The organism is Caulobacter sp. SL161, assembly GCF_026672375.1.
Taxonomy (GTDB): domain Bacteria; phylum Pseudomonadota; class Alphaproteobacteria; order Caulobacterales; family Caulobacteraceae; genus Caulobacter.
This window is the reverse complement of record NZ_JAPPRA010000001.1, coordinates 3,580,186-3,595,789: the sequence shown is the minus strand read 5'-3', so window position 1 is coordinate 3,595,789 and position 15,604 is coordinate 3,580,186. Positions and strand designations below refer to the sequence as shown.

The following is a 15,604-nucleotide window of genomic DNA, read 5'->3' as shown; positions in this document are numbered from 1 at the left end:
GAGCGGAATTGGTCGGAGGCGGGTTAAGGGGGAATTCGCCCCAAATCCTCCCCCTAGCGGGGGAGGTGTCGGCGAAGCCGACGGAGGGGGAAGAAGCCGGCGCGCCAGCACTTCCCCCTCCGGCCTTCGGCCTCCTCCCCCTCTGGGGGAAGGATTTTCCGAGCGTCCGCAACGGGTCGAAAGGCCGCCTTAGACGGAGTCGGGGCGGCGTTTTTCGTGTGGCGTCAGCGCCGTAAGCACCAGCTTACGCCCGGGCGCGTAAGCCGTGCGCCAATGGCCGCCGGTCGCCGGACCGCGCAGGGCTTGTCTCCTCTGAAGCCGGGAGAAGCCCCCATGACCGACTCCGCCGCCCCTCTGGAAACCGCGCGCCCGCCGCGTCGCTGGGACCCCGTCGTCAAACTGACCCACTGGACGATCGTCGGCGCGATCCTCGCCAATGGGCTGATCACCGAGGAGGGCTCGAACCCTCACGTCTGGGTCGGCTACGCCCTGGCGGCCACCCTGGCGCTGCGGCTGATCTGGGGTGTCATCGGCCCGGCCGAGGCGCGCTTCGCCGCTTTCCCGCCCAGTCCCGCCCGCGCCCTGGCCCACCTCCGCAAGATCGCCCAGGGGCGGCGGACCGAGCACGCCTCGCACAATCCGCTGGGCGCGCTGATGGTCTACGCCATCTGGAGCATGCTGGCGGTCATCATCGTCACCGGCGTGCTGATGGCCAACGCGCCGGCCGAGGCCAAGTCGCCCGTCGCCGCCCCGCCCGCCGCCGTCCAAAATGAAGCGCGCGAACACGAAAAGATCGGCGAGGAGGCCGAAGAGCATGACGGCGCCGAAGGCGGCGAGGGCCATGGCGAGGAAGGGCCGCTGGCCGAAGTCCACGAGACGGCGGTCAATCTGCTCTATGTGCTGATCGTGCTGCACTTCGCCGGCGTGGTTTTTGAGACCCGGCGGAGCGGCCGGCGGATTGTCTTGGCGATGCTTCCTGGGCGGCGCTAAAGCTTTGGAATGATCGGTCGCCGACGCGCTCTGGAACACAGGATCACGATGATCGCGGTCGTCGTGATCCTGCAACTGGCCGCGACGCTGTTTTTCCTGGTCGACGTCACCGGCGACCTGCGCGCCGACGGATCGGGCGTCCATATCGCGGCCGAGGCCGGGGCGGCGGTCGCCCTGCTGGTCGGAGTGCTGTTCGGCGCGGCCCAGGTGCGCTGGCTGGTGCTGCGCGCCCGCCAGGACGAGGCGGCGGTGGCGGCGGCCAAGGGCGCGCTGGCCGATCTGGCCCGTCTGCGCTTTTCCGACTGGAAGCTGACGGCGGCCGAGGCCGACGTGGCGCTCTTTGCGCTGAAGGGCTGCGACGTCGCCGAGATCGCCGCCCTGCGCGGCGCGGCCGCCGGCACGGTCCGCGCCCAGCTGGCCCGCGTCTACGCCAAGGCCGGCGTGAACTCCCAGTCGGCCTTGATGGCGCTGTTCCTCGAGGAACTGGTCGAGGCGGGCGAGGGCTAGGAAGAAGGCAGCAGGCGATCCAGCCGCGCTCGGTCGGCGGGTGAGAGGTCCATGCCCAGGGCCTTGATCCAGAGGTCTCGCGCCGTGTCGCTTCGCCCACGACCAGCCTCGGCCTCTCCCCAGACAAGATGCAGCCGGCCCCACTGCGGCGCCCGCTCGGCGGCGGCCTTGAAGGCGCGGACGGCGGCGCTGCGATCGTTCCGGCGCAGCGCGAGCAGACCCTGTTCGTAGCGCACCTCGGCCAGGCGCGGGGCGCGCTCCTGCGCCACCGTCAACGCCGCCTCAGCGCCCGCCAGATCCCCCCGCGCCAGACGCGAGCGGCCGTCGGCGAGATGCGCCCAGGGCAGGCTGGGCGCGAGCGCCTTGGCGCGGGCGAACCAGCGGTCGGCGTCGGCCCAGTCCTTCAGCGCCGAGGCCGCCTCGCCCCGGGCGATGACGGCCTGGTAGGCGTCCAGCGGGGTGGACGCCAGGACGTCGCGGGCCTCAGCCGGCCGGCCGGCGGCGATCAGGGCGCGGGCCTTGAGGGGCAGGCCCTCGCTGTTGCGGATGGCCGAATCCAGAGCGCGATACTCTGATATGTCCTGACGAAGCGGACCATCTGGGCGAATAGGGGTGCGGCTACGCTGCTCGATGGCGGATTCCATGACGCCGACCGACGCCAGGGCGGCGGGGCCATCGTCCCGCGCCAGCGCGATCTCAGCTTGGAGATGCGCGATCTGGCGTGGCGCGATCCTGTTCTGGTCGATCCCGTCCTGGATCAGTTGCCGTGTGAGGGATGCGTCATGGGCGCGCGCGCTAATCTGGCCGTCCGAAAGCAGTCGGGTGGGCGCATTACGTTCCTGGCCATTGAGGGTGATTGGGCGATAGTCGCCGGTCAGTAGATTGACCTTGCTCTCGGCCTCGCTGCGCATGCGCCCGATCGACGAGTGATATCGCTTGTTCTGAGCGTCGTCCCTCAGAGCCAGCAGCCGGCGCGCGCTCGCCAGAGAGGCTTCGTCGTGGCCCAGGACGGCTTCGGCGCGAAACAGGTTCAATTCCGCCGTCATAACGTTCGGATCCAGCGCCAATGAGCGTAGCGCCAGCCGCCGCGTCTGCTGCGGATTGGCGTCGACATTTGACCAGAGGCTGTAGTTGTTGGCTTGTTCCAGGTCGCTGGTTTCGGGGCGTTCGACCAAGCCCTTGACGCTGGCGAGCGCCTCCTCGTAACGCCCCTTGTTCTTGAGGTATTGCACCCAATTGGTGGGCTCGGCGCGGGAGAAGGCGGTTTCGGCCAGCTTGACGAACAGGCTGTCCAACTGGTCGGCCGGGCCCGTCACGGTCGAAACGCCATGCCTGGACGAGCGCAGGACCAGCGTCACCTTGCCATCGGCGCCATCGACCACCTGGCCATTGACCAGGGTCTGGTTGCCCAGCCAGCGGCCGAGCAGCCGACTGAGTTCCTCGACGGACAGGCCGGTCTGGGCGATCTGGACCGAGATGGCGTCGCTGTTGTCGAGAATTCGGTTGCTGGCGAGGAACGAGGTCCGGTTGGTGACCTCGCGGATGGCGCTCATTTCGGAGACCAGCCGCAGCGCCGCCGCCTCGCCGGTGAGGCCGCGCGCGGCATAGGCCTCAGGCACGCTGAACGGCTGCACGATGATGCTGCGGTCCTGGCTGGCGCGCCACAGCGCCACGCCCGCGCCGAGCACGGCCACAACCCCGACCAGCATCAGCAGGCCCTGGCTCCAGACCAGCATCCGCTCGCGGCGGATCTGCAGCTCCAACAGTCGGCCCTGACGGATCAGCAGCGTCCGCGCCGGACTGTCCGGCGCCGGGTCGTGGCGCTCCTCGTCCATGGCGATCTCGACCGCGTCAGTCGTGCCTGGAACCTTGTCGCTTTGCTGCGTCTCGCCCGCGTCGCCCTTGGCCATCGCGTTCCCCCGAAATGCCCCGGGCGCGAAGCTAAACAGTGTTATGCGAAAGCAAAAGGGCCGCCCGGCGGATCGCCGGACGGCCCTCTTCGGTTCAATGACAGCGAGGCGTTACGCCGCTTCCGCCGCCTCCGCCGCCGGCAGGCGGATCAGGAAGTCGAAGGCGCTGAGCGAGGCCTTGGCCCCTTCGCCCATGGCGATGATGATCTGCTTGTAGGGCGTCGTCGTCGCGTCGCCGGCGGCGAAGACGCCGGGGATCGAGGTTTCGCCGCGATAGTCGACCTCGATCTCGCCGCGATTGCTCAGGGCCACGCCCGAGTCCTTCAGCCACTCGGTGTTGGGCACGAGGCCGATCTGCACGAACACGCCTTCCAGGTCGACGCGGTGGGCCGTGTCGCTGTTGCGGTCCTTGTAGGTCAGGCCGTTCACCTTGGACCCGTCGCCGTGGATCTCGGTGGTCATGGCCGAGGTGACGATCTTGACGTTGGGCAGGCTGGCCAACTTGCGCTGGAGCACGGCGTCGGCGCGCAGCTGGCTGTCGAACTCGATCAGGGTCACGTGGGCGACGACGCCCGCCAGATCGATGGCCGCCTCGACGCCGCTGTTGCCGCCGCCGATCACCGCCACGCGCTTGCCCTTGAACAGCGGGCCGTCGCAGTGCGGGCAGTAGGCCACGCCCTTGTTCTTGTACTCGGCCTCGCCGGGCACATTGACGTTCCGCCAGCGCGCGCCGGTCGACAGGATCAGCGTGCGCGCCTTCAGGCTGGCGCCGTTCTCCAGCTTGATCTCGTGCAGGCCGCCCGGCGTCTTGGCCGGGACCAGGCCCACCGCCTTCTGCAGGTTCATCACGTCTACCTCATAGTCCTTGACGTGCTGTTCCAGGGCGGTGGCGAGCTTGGGGCCTTCAGTGTGGGGCACAGAGATGAAGTTCTCGATGTCCATGGTGTCCAGCACCTGGCCGCCGAAGCGCTCGGCCGCGACGCCGGTGCGGATCCCCTTGCGGGCGGCGTAGATCGCCGCGGCCGCGCCGGCCGGACCGCCGCCGACGACCAGAACCTCGAAGGCGTCCTTGGCCTTGATCTTTTCGGCCATGCGGTCGGCCGCGCCGGTGTCCAGCTTGGCCAGGATCTGTTCGATCTCCATGCGGCCCTGGCCGAAGGCCTGGCCGTTCAGCAGGATGGTCGGCACGGCCATCACCTGGCGCGCCTCGACCTCGGCCTTGAACAGGGCGCCGTCGATGGCGACGTGGCGGATGCGCGGGTTCAGCGCGCTCATGGTGTTCAGCGCCTGCACCACGTCGGGGCAGTTCTGGCACGACTGGGAGAAATAGGTCTCGAACTGATAGTCGCCGTCCAGCGCCTTGATGCGCTCGATCACCTCGGCGTCGATGCGGGGCGGGTGGCCGCCCACGTGCAGCAGGGCCAGCACCAGCGAGGTGAACTCGTGGCCCAGCGGCAGGCCGGCGAAGCGGACTTCGGCGTCATTGGCCGCGCGTTCGATCGCGAACGAGGGCTTGCGGGCGTCGTCGCCGTCGAAGCGGACGCTGACCTTGTCGGAGGTCGAGGCGACGTCGTCCAGCAGGGCGCGCATGTCGACCGAGCCCTTGGAGTCGTCCAGCGAGGCGACCAGCGTGATCGGCTGGCGCAGGTTCTGCAGATAGGTGGTCAGTTGGGCTTTCAGACCGGCGTCCAGCATGGCGGGCTCCCAAAAAGGCGAGGGGAGTGGAAGGGGGCGTTCGATTGTCGGGGGAGGGATCGAACGCAGCGAACGATCGAGAGGGGAACCGCCGGCCGATCCGGATGACCGGCCGACGGTTCGGGTCTTGAAGTCTTAGATCTTGCCGACCAGGTCGAGCGACGGGGCCAGGGTCTTTTCCCCCTCTTCCCACTTGGCCGGGCAGACTTCGCCCGGGTGGGCGGCGACGTACTGGGCGGCCTTGATCTTGCGCAGCAGCTCGATGGCGTTGCGGCCGATGCCTTCGGCGGTGACTTCCATGAACTGGATCACGCCTTGCGGGTCGACCAGGAAGGTGCCGCGGTCGGCCAGGCCGACGCCCGGACGCATGATCTCGAAGTTGTTGGTCACTTGGCCCGACGGGTCGCCGATCATCGTGTACTTGATCTTGCCGATCGCCGGCGAGCTGTCGTGCCAGGCCTTGTGCGAGAAGTGGGTGTCGGTCGACACCGCGTAGATCTCGACGCCCAGGCGCGTGAACACGTCGTAGTTATCGGCGAGATCTTCCAGTTCGGTCGGGCAGACGAAGGTGAAGTCAGCGGGGTAGAAGAAGAAGACCGACCACTTGCCCTTCACGTCCGCTTCGCTGACCGTGACGAACTTGCCGTCCTTGTAGGCCTGGGCGGTAAAGGGTTTGATCTCGGTGTTGATCAGCGACATGAGGCGCTCCGGTTGGAAGGAATGGCGGCTGTCTATAGTGCGCCGCACAATCGATCCAATTGATAAAACTTCTAGAAGGGATAGGTTTCATCTATGGAAAAGCGGGCTTGATCGAGGTCAAGATCCGTCCAGCGTAAGGCCTCGCGCGTACCGGCTTTCAGGAGGTGACCCCATGCTGAACACCGCTATTGCTCTTCTCGCCCTGGCCCAGGCTGCTGCACTGCAACCTCAAACCCCGCTGATCGATCCGGCCCGCCACTATTCGGGCGTCTGGATGGAGGTGGGCCGCACGCCGATGCGCATCACCAAAGGCTGCGTGGCCGCCACGACGGTCTATAACCGCGTCGATGAGCGCCGGGTCGCGGTCGAGGACGACTGCCGCCAGGGCGGCGTCGACGGCAAGCGCCGCGCGATCAAGGGCGACGGCGTCATCGAGGATCCGGGCGTCAATCGCCGCCTGAAGGTCTCGTACCTGCCGTTCGTCACCTGGCGCTACGAGGTGCTGGACCAGGACCCGGCCGGCGCCTGGTTCATCTCGGCCAGCCCCGACCGTCGCAAGATCTTCCTCTATACGCGCGCGCCGGCCTCGCCCGAGTTGTTGAAGACCATGACCGAGCGGGCGCGGGCTCTGGGCTATGCCGGCGAGATCGAATACCCCGCGCCGCCGCCTGCGGGGCGGTAGCGGGCGGTTGAGTACGGGCGCGCACGCGGATGGAAATCCTCGTCCTTCGACAAGCTCAGGATGAGGATTTTCTGCGAACCGAGGCCAACAGTCGTCCTCACCCTGAGCTTGTCGAAGGGCGAGGACGGCCGCCACGACGCGCCTACTTCAGTCTCGAAAAGGGCGTTCCCTTAGCGGCAGGCTTTTAGCGAACGCCGTTGTCTGGTCTGATCCCTCCCAGGAAAGAACAAAGCCTGGGAGGGCGTCTTGCAAACTTCAATGGTCGCGCCGGTGATGGCGCTGGTGGCGTGGTCGCTGGTGATCTGGCTCTGGATGTACGTCCAGCGGATTCCGGCGATGCAGAAGGCCGGCATCAAGCCGCAGGACGCCCGGTTTCCGGGCTCGCTGGACAAGCTGCCCGACGGCGCGCGCCAGGCGGCCGACAACTACAACCACCTGATGGAACAGCCGACCATCTTCTACGCGGCGGCCCTGGCCATCCAGGTCGCCGGCCACGCCGACGGCATGGCCGTGCACTTCGCCTGGGTCTATGTCGGCCTGCGGGTGCTGCACAGCCTAGTGCAGGTCTCGGTGAACCTGGTGGCGATCCGCTTCCTCCTGTTCGTGCTGTCCACCGGCGTGCTGGCGGCGATGGTGATCCGCGAGCTGATGCGGTTGTTCTAGAAAATCCGTGTCATCCCGGCCGCAGCGCGGAGCGCGGAGAGCCGGGACCCAGGGGCGGCGGGTGCTGCGCTCTTGCAACTCCTGGGTCCCGGATCGGCCCTGCGGGCCGTCCGGGATGACACCTGTTTTTGCTATGGCGCGCTTTGCCCCTCAGACGGCGTCCAGCCCGATATCCAGCACCGGCGCCGAGTGCGTCAGCGCCCCGACGCTGATCACGTCCACGCCGGTCTCCGCGATCGCGCGCACAGTGGTCAGGTTCACCCCGCCCGAGGCCTCCAGCACCGCCCGGCCCTTGGCCAGGGACACGGCGGCGCGCAGGTCGGCCAGGCTGAAATTGTCCAGCATCACCACGTCGGGGCCGTGCTTGAGGGCTTCTTCCAGCTGATCGAGGCCGTCGACCTCGACCTCGACCTTGACGAGGTGACCGGCGTGGGCGCGGGCCCGGCGGACGGCTTCGCCGACCCCGCCGCAGGCGGCGACATGGTTGTCCTTGATCAGGATCGCGTCATCCAGGCCAAAGCGGTGGTTGACCCCGCCGCCGCAGCGCACCGCGTACTTTTCCAGCGCCCGCAGGCCGGGGGTGGTCTTGCGCGTGTCGACGATGGTGGCGCCCGTCCCCTCGACTAGGCGGACGTAAGAGCGCGTCAGGGTGGCGATCCCCGACATCCGGCCCAGCAGGTTCAGCCCCGTGCGCTCAGCGATCAGTACGGCGCGCGCATTGCCCTCGGCCCGAGCCAGCACCGCGCCCGGCGTCACGTCTGCGCCGTCGGGCGTGGCCACTTCGAAGGTCGCGGTCGGGTCCATCGCCGCCAGGGCAAGGCGTGCGCACGACAGGCCCGAGACCCGGCCGTCCTGCCGGCTGACGAAGGCCACCGACAGTCGGGCGTCGGGATCGATACAGGCCTGACCGGTGATGTCGCCGGCGCGGCCCAGGTCCTCGGCCAGGGCCAGATCGACGATCGGACGGACGAGCAGGTCGGGCAGGGGCGAGAGGGCGGTCACGGTCATTGGATCACTCGGCGGCGTAGCGCAGCGCCGCGTCGGCGCCGGCCAGCGTGACGAAGGTGCGGACGGCCTCGCCGGTCGCCGGGAAGTCCGAGCGGTAGTGGCCGCCTCGGCTTTCGCGGCGGGCCAGGGCGCCGTCGACGATCAGGCGCGCGGCGACCACGGTGGGGCAGGGGCCGTAGGCGGCCTCCAGCGCCTCGACCTGGGTCAGCAGCCGCGCCAGACCCGCCGCCTCGCGCAGCACCCCGGCGTCGCGGCTCATGGCCTGTCGCAGGGTCTGGAGGGCGGCGTCGGGCAGGTCGGGCAGGGGCGTGAGGTCAATCGGCTCGCCGCCGGGCGTCCTCTCCGCCGCCGCCGCACGACCGGCTCGGGCGCCGAACACGGCCGCTTCCAAGAGGCTGTTGGAGGCCAGGCGGTTGGCGCCCTGGACGCCGGTCGAGGCGCACTCGCCGGCGGCGTAGAGGCCCGGCAGGCTGGCGCGGCCGTCAAGGTCGGTGGCGACCCCGCCCATATGGTAGTGCACGGCGGGCGTGACCGGGATCATCTGCCGGCGCGGGTCGATCCCCGCGCTCATGCAGGTCTCGAACACGGCCGGGAACTCATGGGGGAAGTGCGCCCCGACGGCCTGCGTCGCGTCGAGGAACGCGCCGCGCCCGGCCGTGCGCTCGGCGTGGATCGCGCGGGCGACGACGTCGCGCGGCGCCAGCTCCTTGGCCGGGTGGTAGTCGGCCATGAAGGCCTTGCCATCAGCATTACGCAGGATCGCGCCCTCGCCGCGCAGGGCCTCGGTGGCCAGGGGCGCGGGGTCGCGGCCGATGTCGATGGCGGTGGGGTGGAACTGCACGAACTCCGGATCGGCGATCATCGCCCCGGCCAGGGCGGCTAGGCCGAGGCCCTCGCCGCGAACCTGGGCGGGCGTAGTGGTCACGGCGTAGAGCCCGCCGACGCCGCCGGTGGCCAGGATCACGGCGGTCGAGCGGATCTCGACCAGGGCGCCGTCGACATCGGCCAGCACGCCGACGACGCGGCCGCTCACGTCCTGCAACAGGCGGCGAGCGCGGGCGTTTTCGCGGACCTCGATGCCCGGTGTGGCGCGGACCGCCGCCACGACGGCGGCCATGATCGCCGCGCCGGCCCCGTCGCCGCCGACCCGGGCGACGCGGGCGGCCGAGTGGGCGGCCTCGAGGCTGAGCACGAAGCCATGGTCAGCCTTGCGATCGAACGGCGCGCCGAGGGCGGCGAGGTCACGCACGGCCTGCGGGCCCTCGCGGGTGAGGAGGTCGACAGCTTCGGGGTCGCACAGACCCGCGCCCGCCGCGATCGTGTCGGCGGCGTGGAGCGCGGGTGTGTCGTCGCCCGACAGCGCTGCGGCCATGCCGCCCTGCGCCCAGGCGCTGGAGCAGCCGGTGGCCAGCGGCGTCGGCGACAGGACGAACGCCGTCTTCGCGGCGAGCGCGGCGGTGAGACCGGCCAGGCCTGCGCCGAGGATGACGGGGCCGTCGAAGGTGAGCGTCTCAAGCGTCATTGGTCGCTTTCCGAGCCAGTCCTTGATCTTCGACCCAGGACAGAAAGTAGGCGCAGGCGGTGGCTTCATCGGCGAAGGTCCGCAGGTCGGCCTGACCTCGTCCCTCCGTGTAATAGGTCTCCCAGACAGTCCCGGCTTTGGTCGCGCGGGGCGTCAGGCAGTAGGCGTCGTAGGCCAGATGGCAGTCATCGAAGCAGAAATAGGTCTGGTCACCGCCTTGCGCTGCCAGCCAAGCCTCTAGTTCGCTGACCGACTTCGGCCGCACTAAATCAGCTCCACATCCACGTGATGCTTGGCCTTCACCAGGTCGTACCGCGCCGGAACGGCCGGGGGCGGCAGGTCGATCATCCGCTGGACAGCCAGACGCGCGCGGTCGAGGACCTCGGCGTCGACGGTGACCTCGTACTGCTCGTGCACCAGAGCGTCGTAGATGTTCTGCAGCGTGATCCGCTTCATGTGCGGGCACATGTTGCAGGGGCCGATGAACTGGGTCGCGGGGCTTTCGGCCTGGACGTTGCTGGCCATCGAGCACTCGGTGATCAGCACCACCTGGGCCGGCTTCTTGGCGGCGACATAGTCGTTCATGGCGGCCGTGGAGCCGGCGAAGTCGGCGGCTTCCAGGATCTCGGCCGGGCACTCGGGGTGAGCCAGCACTTCGGCGCCGGGCCAGGCCGACCGCATGTCGGCGATGTCCTGGGCGGTGAAGCGCTTGTGGACTTCGCAGTGGCCGGCCCAGGCGATGATCTTGACGTCCGTCTGGCGGGCGACGTTGCGGGCCAGGAACTCGTCGGGGATCAGGATGACCTTGTCGGTCCCCCATTCCTTTGCGGCCCACTCGACCACCTGCACGGCGTTGGCGCTGGTGCAGCAGATGTCGGTCTCAGCCTTCACGTCGGCGGTGGTGTTGACGTAGGTGACGACCGGCACGCCCGGATAGCGCTGCTTGATCAGTCGCACGTCGGCGCCGGTGATCGAGGAGGCGAGGCTGCAGCCGGCCTTCAGGTCGGGGATCAGGATCTTCTTCTCAGGGCTCAGGACCTTGCTGGTCTCGGCCATGAAGTGCACGCCCGCCTGGACGATGATCTGGGCGTCGCTCTTGGCGGCCTCCTTGGCGAGCGCGAGGCTGTCGCCCACGAAGTCGCCCACGCCGTGGAAGATGTCCGGCGTCATGTAGTTGTGGGCCAGGATGGCGGCGTTCTTCTCGCGCTTGAGGCGGTTGATCTCGACGATCAGCGGCGCCTGCGTGCGCCACTCCATCGGGGTGACGTGGTGCTTGACCTTCTCCCAGACGGGCGCGGTCTGCGCCTCGATCTCGGGCGTGAAGACCCCGTTGAAGGGGGCGGGAGCGAACCCGTCGGCCATCTGATCCTCCGTTATGCTCAAAGTGAGCATTTCCAGGGCCTCAAAAAAACGCCGGGACCGTCACGATCGTTCCAGTCGGGTTCCGGCGTCGGGGTTATGCTGAAAATGAGCATAACTGATAATTCACATATAGCCGTCCACGGCCGCGATTGCAAATCCGTCGTATCTCAGCCCGTGGTCGCCGGCGGATAGTCCAGCGGGCGCAGGTCCGGATCGACCCAGCCCAGGCGCGCTTCCGGCGAGAACAGGCGCTCGCGGGACCAATGGGTCAGCGGCCAATCCTTGTCGCCGAGCGCGGAGGCCATCAGCCGGCGGGCGGCCTCGGCGTCGTCCAGACCGGGTGGCAGGGCGGCGTCGAAAGCGCGGATCGCGGCCAGATAGGCCTGGGTGATGGTCTCGTGATAGCCGCTCTTGTCGTCGTTCACCCCGCCGACCGCGACATTGTAGGTGCGGATGATGTTGGGCAAGTCCCGCTCCAGGTCCGCATTGCGCGTGCGCACCAGCCGCAGGGTGGCGGTCAGGTGGGCGGCGTGGGTCCACTCGGCCTTGGGCAGGCTGTGGTCCAGCAGGCGCCGGGCGAGCGCGGCGATGTCGGCGTTGGAGAAGGCGGTCATGGCCGGGCCACTATAGGCCGCGCGTCTTGGCGGGCCATCGGTGGGCGTCCAGGGTGACGGCGATGTCGGCGATCGCGGGCAGATCCTGGGCGATCCATTCGGTCAGGCGCTGATAGTGCGCCAGGAAACGGTCAAGGGCGGCGGCGTCCATGGTCCGCGCGGCGTTGCGGCCCTCGGCGGCCAGGCGCGAGCGCAGCTTGAGCTCCTGCTCGCCCCGCCAGGCGCGGACGGTCGCGAAGTCCGGCGCGGTCAGCAGCACCAGGCGGTCGATGCGGTCGAAGAGGGCGCGGTAGGGGCCCGCCAGGGCGTCGTTGGCGAAGGCGCGCCAGGCGCCGTCCGGGTCTTCGGCGGCCTCCAGGGCGTTGACGGGCGCGGCGAGGGCCTCGGGCGACTGCGGGCGGGCGCCCACGCACCAGCCTTCCAGCAAGACGACATCGGCGGGGCCATCGAAGATCGGCCAGTCGGCCTGCGGCGCGCGGTCGTCGGCGGCCTTGTCGAAGCGCGGCAGCGGCGTCGGGCCCGGCCGCGCCAGGGCGTCCAGCACCGCCAGCCCCAGCGCCGGGTCGTGCGTGCCGGGAACCCCGCGTGTCCGCAGCAGCGGATGGACCTCGCGGGCCAGGCGCTCTCGCGCGGCGCGCGGCAGGTAAAGATCGTCGAGCGAGAGGGGCGCCGTCCGCAGGCCCCGGTCCGCCAGCAGTCGAGCCAGCAGCGCGGCCAGGGTCGACTTGCCCGAGCCCTGGGGACCGCAGACCCCGACGACCAGCGGCTCGTCCCGCCCCTGCGCCCACTCGGCGATCCGCGCGGCCAGGGGCTGGTGCAGGCGCTGGGCCAGGGCGGCGAAGGCGGGCGGCAGGCGTTCCTGATCGATGAAGCGCGCCAAGGCGGCGGCCGTATCGGCCGGCGACGGGGCCATCAGAGCGGATTGCTCCAGCGCACCGCCTCGGGCAGCGGCAGCGAGGCCTCGAACACCAGGCCGTCGGGCAGGAAGTCGAAGCGGGCCTGACCCTTCTGCTCGCGCCGGATGGAGCTTTCGATCAGGCGGGTGCCAAAGCCCAGCGAGGCGGGCGGGATGACCTGCGGGCCGCCGACGTCCCGCCAGGTGAAGAACAGGGTGTCGCTGACCGGATCGCGCCGCCAGGTCAGGGCCACGCGCCCGCCCGGCGCCGACAGCGCGCCGTACTTGGCGCTGTTGGTGGCCAGTTCGTGGAACACCATCGACAGGCCGACGGCCGTATGCGGGGCCAGGGCGACGGTGGGACCCTCGCGATCCACGCGATCGCCATGCGCGCCGAGGCTGGCCTCTATCAGCGCGGCCATGTCGGCCTCGCGCCAGCCGGTGCGGGTCAGGAGATCATGGGCGCCGGACAGGGCGATCAGACGATCGGTAAAGACGCCCAGCGGCGCGCCGTCGACCTTGGCGAAGGTCTGGCGGGCCAGGGCCTGCACCGTGGCCAGCGTGTTCTTCACCCGGTGGTTCAGCTCGTTGATCATCACGCCCTGGCGTTCCTCGCGGGCCTTCAGCTCCTCCGAGGCGGTCAGCAGGGCGGCGTGAACGGCGGCGATCTCCTCCAGGCTGTCGCGGGGCGCCGGCTGCAGCGACTCGCCGCGCCCGATCGCCGAGGCGTCGCGCACCAGCCGGCGCATGTCGCGGTTGATCCGCCGCGAATAGACCAGCGCCAGCCACAAGCCCAGCACCAGGAGCAGCAGGAAGATCCCGGTGCCGACCGCGACCGAGCGATTGACGGTGCTGGCCAGCTCCTTGCGCGGAATGGACACCACCAGGGTCCAGCCCGTCTGTGGCGAGCGGGTGTAGGCGACCCTGGTCGGAACGCCTTCCAGGGAGGTGCTCTTGTTCACCCCCTCGGCGGAGTGGCGCAGGTTCTCGGTCATGTCGGCCGAGGCCTGGGCGCCGGTGAACTTCTCATTGAGCCGCGAGCGGGCGATCACCTGCTGCCGGTTGTCCAGCAGGGTCGCCACCCAGGTGTCCGGCACCCGCTGCTGGCGGAACACCGAGGTGAACGACGCGGCGTCCACCACATAGGACAGCACATAGAACTGGCCCTTGACGGTGATCGGCGTGCCGACCGTGATCACCGGCGTGCCGGCGACAGGGCCGGCCAGCAGGTCCGAGACCTTGCTGCGCCCGGCCAGAAAAGCCTTGGTCTCTTCGGGCGTGCGCTGGATGCGGGGCAGGCGACGGCCATAGGGAACCAGGGTGTTGAGCACCTGCTGGCCGTTGGCGTCGGCCACGACGATCCAGCCTGTGCGGCGCTCCATGGCCCGTCGCGCCCGGGCGTGGAACCCAGCCCAGTCGCCGGCGAGAAGGGCCTCGTCGGTGGCCAGGGTCTCGGCGACCGAGATCCCGGTGGCGGCCTGGCGGTCGACGGCGCCGTTCAGCGCGCGGGCGGTGGTCAGCAGCTGCTGGTAAAGGCGTCCGCGCGACTCGCGATCGGCGCCGGCCAGCAGGAAGCCCATCGCCAGCAGGGCCGGAACCAACAGGCTGACGGTCAGAAGCACCAAGCGGCCACGCACCGAGCTGACGCGCCGGCGCAGGCCGTGTTCCGCCGTTTCGAGCCCTGGCATGCCTGGCGCGCCCGCATCGACAAGAGCGCCGTGTCGCTCTCCGGTTTTGTATATCGGAGCGAGTCGCGTCCCGCGTCCGAAAAATCCCCCAGCGTGGTTAACGCGCCCGAACCGGCCGCGGCCGGTATCCCTTCGGCCGGTTTGTGCGTTATGAAGCGCGCATGAAAGCGTTGCCCAACATCCTGACCAGCTCGCGCCTCGTCATGGCGCTGTTCATGTTCATCGCCCTGGCGGCGGCGGCCGGGGCCGTGCCTTATGTCAGCGAGCAGCTGACGGCCGAGACCCAGTTTCGTCTGGAGCGCTGGGCCTTCTACGCCTTCGTGGTGGCGGCGGTGACCGACTTCGTCGACGGCTGGCTGGCGCGCAAGCTGGACGCGGTCAGCGTCTGGGGGGCGATCCTCGACCCGATCGGCGACAAGATCCTGGTCTGCGGCGCGCTCCTGGGCCTGATGGCCCTGGGCCCCAACCCCATGGTCGTACTGCCGGCCGGCCTGATCCTGTTCCGGGAGTTCACCGTCAGCGCCCTGCGCGAGGTCGGGGCGGGCAAGGGCGTCAAGCTGCCGGTGACCCTGCTGGCCAAGTGGAAGACCACCCTGCAGCTGGTGGCGATCGGCGCCGAGATGATCCTGGCCTCGTGGAGCGCCTTTGGCCTTCCGCCCGAGCCGGCCCTGGTCGGCGGGTTCACGCTCATCGCCCACGGCCTGCTGTGGCTGGCCACTGCGGTCACCCTGGTCACCGGCGCGCAATACTGGGAAGCGGCCCGCAAGGCGCTGACCTAGACGTTCAGGGCGGGGCGGCTGGGGTCGGAACAGGACCTTGCCGCGGGCTGCTAGGGGTGGAATGCGGACCAAATCCTCCCCCAAGCGGGGGAGGTGTCGGCGAAGCCGACGGAGGGGGAAGAAGCCGGCTCGGCAGCACTTCCCCCTCCGGCCTTCGGCCTCCTCCCCCTCTGGGGGGAGGATTTTCCGAGCGTCCGACCAGGGTCGAAAGCAACCGTACGGTCCCATCCAGAAGCTCGACCTTCGCCAGCCGCCCCATCCCGCTGAACGCGTTTTGGCCTCGCTCGTTTTCCGGAGGCGTAGCTTCGGGGCGCCCCTTTCGTGACAGAGCGGCAGAGCCCGGCCGGCGCGTTACTCGTCCGAAGACGGCTCCCGGCGCTCGACCACCGCCGGGTCGCTGGGGCCAAACAGCAGCCAGGCGTCGTCGTTCAGCTCGCCGCTCTCCTCACGCTCGACCCGCATCATGGCGGCCAGCCAACTGGCGCCGGTCATTCGCAGAACCATCGTCGTCTCCTTCGCGATGATGCAGTTGAGAATGAATTGCAAAAAGGAGTCTGGCAAGGCCCTTAAGGGCTCGCGCGGCGCCGGGC

The 15,604-nt window shown here is 69.4% G+C and carries 16 protein-coding genes and 3 pseudogenes; 7 read left to right on the top strand and 12 right to left on the bottom strand.

The window, feature by feature from the left end; all coding sequences use genetic code 11:
- Nucleotides 1-333: 333 nt before the first annotated feature.
- Nucleotides 334-990 (top strand): cytochrome b/b6 domain-containing protein, encoded by a 657-nt coding sequence (locus tag OVA11_RS17740; protein WP_268068576.1) that lies wholly within the window; start codon nucleotides 334-336, stop codon nucleotides 988-990.
- A gap of 9 nt (nucleotides 991-999) precedes the next feature.
- Nucleotides 1,000-1,497 (top strand): helix-turn-helix transcriptional regulator, encoded by a 498-nt coding sequence (locus tag OVA11_RS17735; protein ID WP_268068575.1) that lies wholly within the window; start codon nucleotides 1,000-1,002, stop codon nucleotides 1,495-1,497.
- Here OVA11_RS17735 and OVA11_RS17730 read toward each other — a convergent pair.
- The 3 genes from OVA11_RS17730 to ahpC form a co-directional block, all read right to left on the bottom strand.
- The gene (locus tag OVA11_RS17730; protein WP_268068574.1) at nucleotides 1,494-3,407 is read right to left on the bottom strand and encodes a tetratricopeptide repeat protein; all 1,914 of its coding nucleotides are present in this window, start codon (nucleotides 3,405-3,407) and stop codon (nucleotides 1,494-1,496) included. The two genes, OVA11_RS17735 and OVA11_RS17730, sit on opposite strands and share 4 nt — an antisense overlap.
- Nucleotides 3,408-3,518: 111 nt before the next feature.
- On the bottom strand, nucleotides 3,519-5,102 hold the full coding sequence (gene ahpF / locus OVA11_RS17725) for an alkyl hydroperoxide reductase subunit F (protein WP_268068572.1): 1,584 nt from the start codon (nucleotides 5,100-5,102) through the stop codon (nucleotides 3,519-3,521).
- A 135-nt stretch (nucleotides 5,103-5,237) separates the two neighbouring features.
- Nucleotides 5,238-5,801 (bottom strand): alkyl hydroperoxide reductase subunit C, encoded by a 564-nt coding sequence (ahpC, locus tag OVA11_RS17720; protein WP_268068571.1) that lies wholly within the window; start codon nucleotides 5,799-5,801, stop codon nucleotides 5,238-5,240.
- A 172-nt stretch (nucleotides 5,802-5,973) separates the two neighbouring features.
- Between ahpC and OVA11_RS17715 the strand changes: the two genes are divergently transcribed.
- The 4 genes and pseudogenes from OVA11_RS17715 to OVA11_RS17700 all read left to right on the top strand — a co-directional run.
- The gene (locus tag OVA11_RS17715) at nucleotides 5,974-6,483 is read left to right on the top strand and encodes a lipocalin family protein (protein WP_268068569.1); all 510 of its coding nucleotides are present in this window, start codon (nucleotides 5,974-5,976) and stop codon (nucleotides 6,481-6,483) included.
- 29 nt (nucleotides 6,484-6,512) lie between these two features.
- Nucleotides 6,513-6,611 (top strand): annotated as a pseudogene (locus tag OVA11_RS17710) (hypothetical protein); the annotation flags it as partial.
- A 118-nt stretch (nucleotides 6,612-6,729) separates the two neighbouring features.
- Complete coding sequence (locus OVA11_RS17705; RefSeq protein WP_268068567.1) at nucleotides 6,730-7,146, top strand: MAPEG family protein; 417 nt, start codon at nucleotides 6,730-6,732, stop codon at nucleotides 7,144-7,146.
- Nucleotides 7,146-7,275, top strand: a pseudogene (locus OVA11_RS17700) (hypothetical protein); the annotation flags it as partial. The gene OVA11_RS17705 and the pseudogene OVA11_RS17700, both read left to right, overlap by 1 nt.
- Before the next feature lie 21 nt (nucleotides 7,276-7,296).
- Here OVA11_RS17700 and nadC read toward each other — a convergent pair.
- The 7 genes from nadC to OVA11_RS17665 all read right to left on the bottom strand — a co-directional run bounded on the left by nadC (nucleotide 7,297) and on the right by OVA11_RS17665 (nucleotide 14,235).
- Nucleotides 7,297-8,154: a carboxylating nicotinate-nucleotide diphosphorylase gene (gene nadC, locus OVA11_RS17695; RefSeq protein WP_268068565.1), complete on the bottom strand. Its 858-nt coding sequence runs from the start codon at nucleotides 8,152-8,154 to the stop codon at nucleotides 7,297-7,299.
- Nucleotides 8,155-8,158: 4 nt separating this feature from the next.
- Nucleotides 8,159-9,676 carry an L-aspartate oxidase gene (locus OVA11_RS17690; RefSeq protein WP_268068564.1) on the bottom strand — a complete coding sequence of 506 codons (1,518 nt, stop codon included), beginning with the start codon at nucleotides 9,674-9,676 and terminating at the stop codon, nucleotides 8,159-8,161.
- Entirely contained in the window at nucleotides 9,666-9,941 is a 276-nt protein-coding gene (locus OVA11_RS17685; RefSeq protein WP_268068563.1) for a hypothetical protein, read from the bottom strand. Before OVA11_RS17685 ends, OVA11_RS17690 begins: the two co-directional genes overlap by 11 nt.
- Complete coding sequence (nadA, locus tag OVA11_RS17680; protein WP_268068562.1) at nucleotides 9,941-11,038, bottom strand: quinolinate synthase NadA; 1,098 nt, start codon at nucleotides 11,036-11,038, stop codon at nucleotides 9,941-9,943. The genes OVA11_RS17685 and nadA overlap by 1 nt, the downstream gene beginning before the upstream one ends.
- Nucleotides 11,039-11,205: 167 nt before the next feature.
- Nucleotides 11,206-11,652 (bottom strand): hypothetical protein, encoded by a 447-nt coding sequence (locus tag OVA11_RS17675; RefSeq protein WP_268068561.1) that lies wholly within the window; start codon nucleotides 11,650-11,652, stop codon nucleotides 11,206-11,208.
- A gap of 10 nt (nucleotides 11,653-11,662) precedes the next feature.
- The gene (locus tag OVA11_RS17670) at nucleotides 11,663-12,565 is read right to left on the bottom strand and encodes a kinase (protein WP_268068559.1); all 903 of its coding nucleotides are present in this window, start codon (nucleotides 12,563-12,565) and stop codon (nucleotides 11,663-11,665) included.
- Complete coding sequence (locus OVA11_RS17665; RefSeq protein ID WP_268068558.1) at nucleotides 12,565-14,235, bottom strand: sensor histidine kinase; 1,671 nt, start codon at nucleotides 14,233-14,235, stop codon at nucleotides 12,565-12,567. The genes OVA11_RS17670 and OVA11_RS17665 overlap by 1 nt, the downstream gene beginning before the upstream one ends.
- Before the next feature lie 161 nt (nucleotides 14,236-14,396).
- Here OVA11_RS17665 and pgsA point away from each other — a divergent pair, with 161 nt between their 5' ends.
- Nucleotides 14,397-15,014, top strand: a complete 618-nt coding sequence (pgsA, locus tag OVA11_RS17660) for a CDP-diacylglycerol--glycerol-3-phosphate 3-phosphatidyltransferase (protein WP_268068557.1) — start codon at nucleotides 14,397-14,399, stop codon at nucleotides 15,012-15,014.
- A 71-nt stretch (nucleotides 15,015-15,085) separates the two neighbouring features.
- On the opposite strand, the pseudogene OVA11_RS17655 reads toward pgsA, so the two are convergent.
- Both OVA11_RS17655 and OVA11_RS17650 read right to left on the bottom strand, forming a co-directional pair.
- Nucleotides 15,086-15,256: pseudogene (locus tag OVA11_RS17655) on the bottom strand (hypothetical protein); the annotation flags it as partial.
- 109 nt (nucleotides 15,257-15,365) lie between these two features.
- Nucleotides 15,366-15,518, bottom strand: a complete 153-nt coding sequence (locus tag OVA11_RS17650) for a hypothetical protein (protein WP_268068556.1) — start codon at nucleotides 15,516-15,518, stop codon at nucleotides 15,366-15,368.
- Nucleotides 15,519-15,604 lie beyond the last annotated feature (86 nt).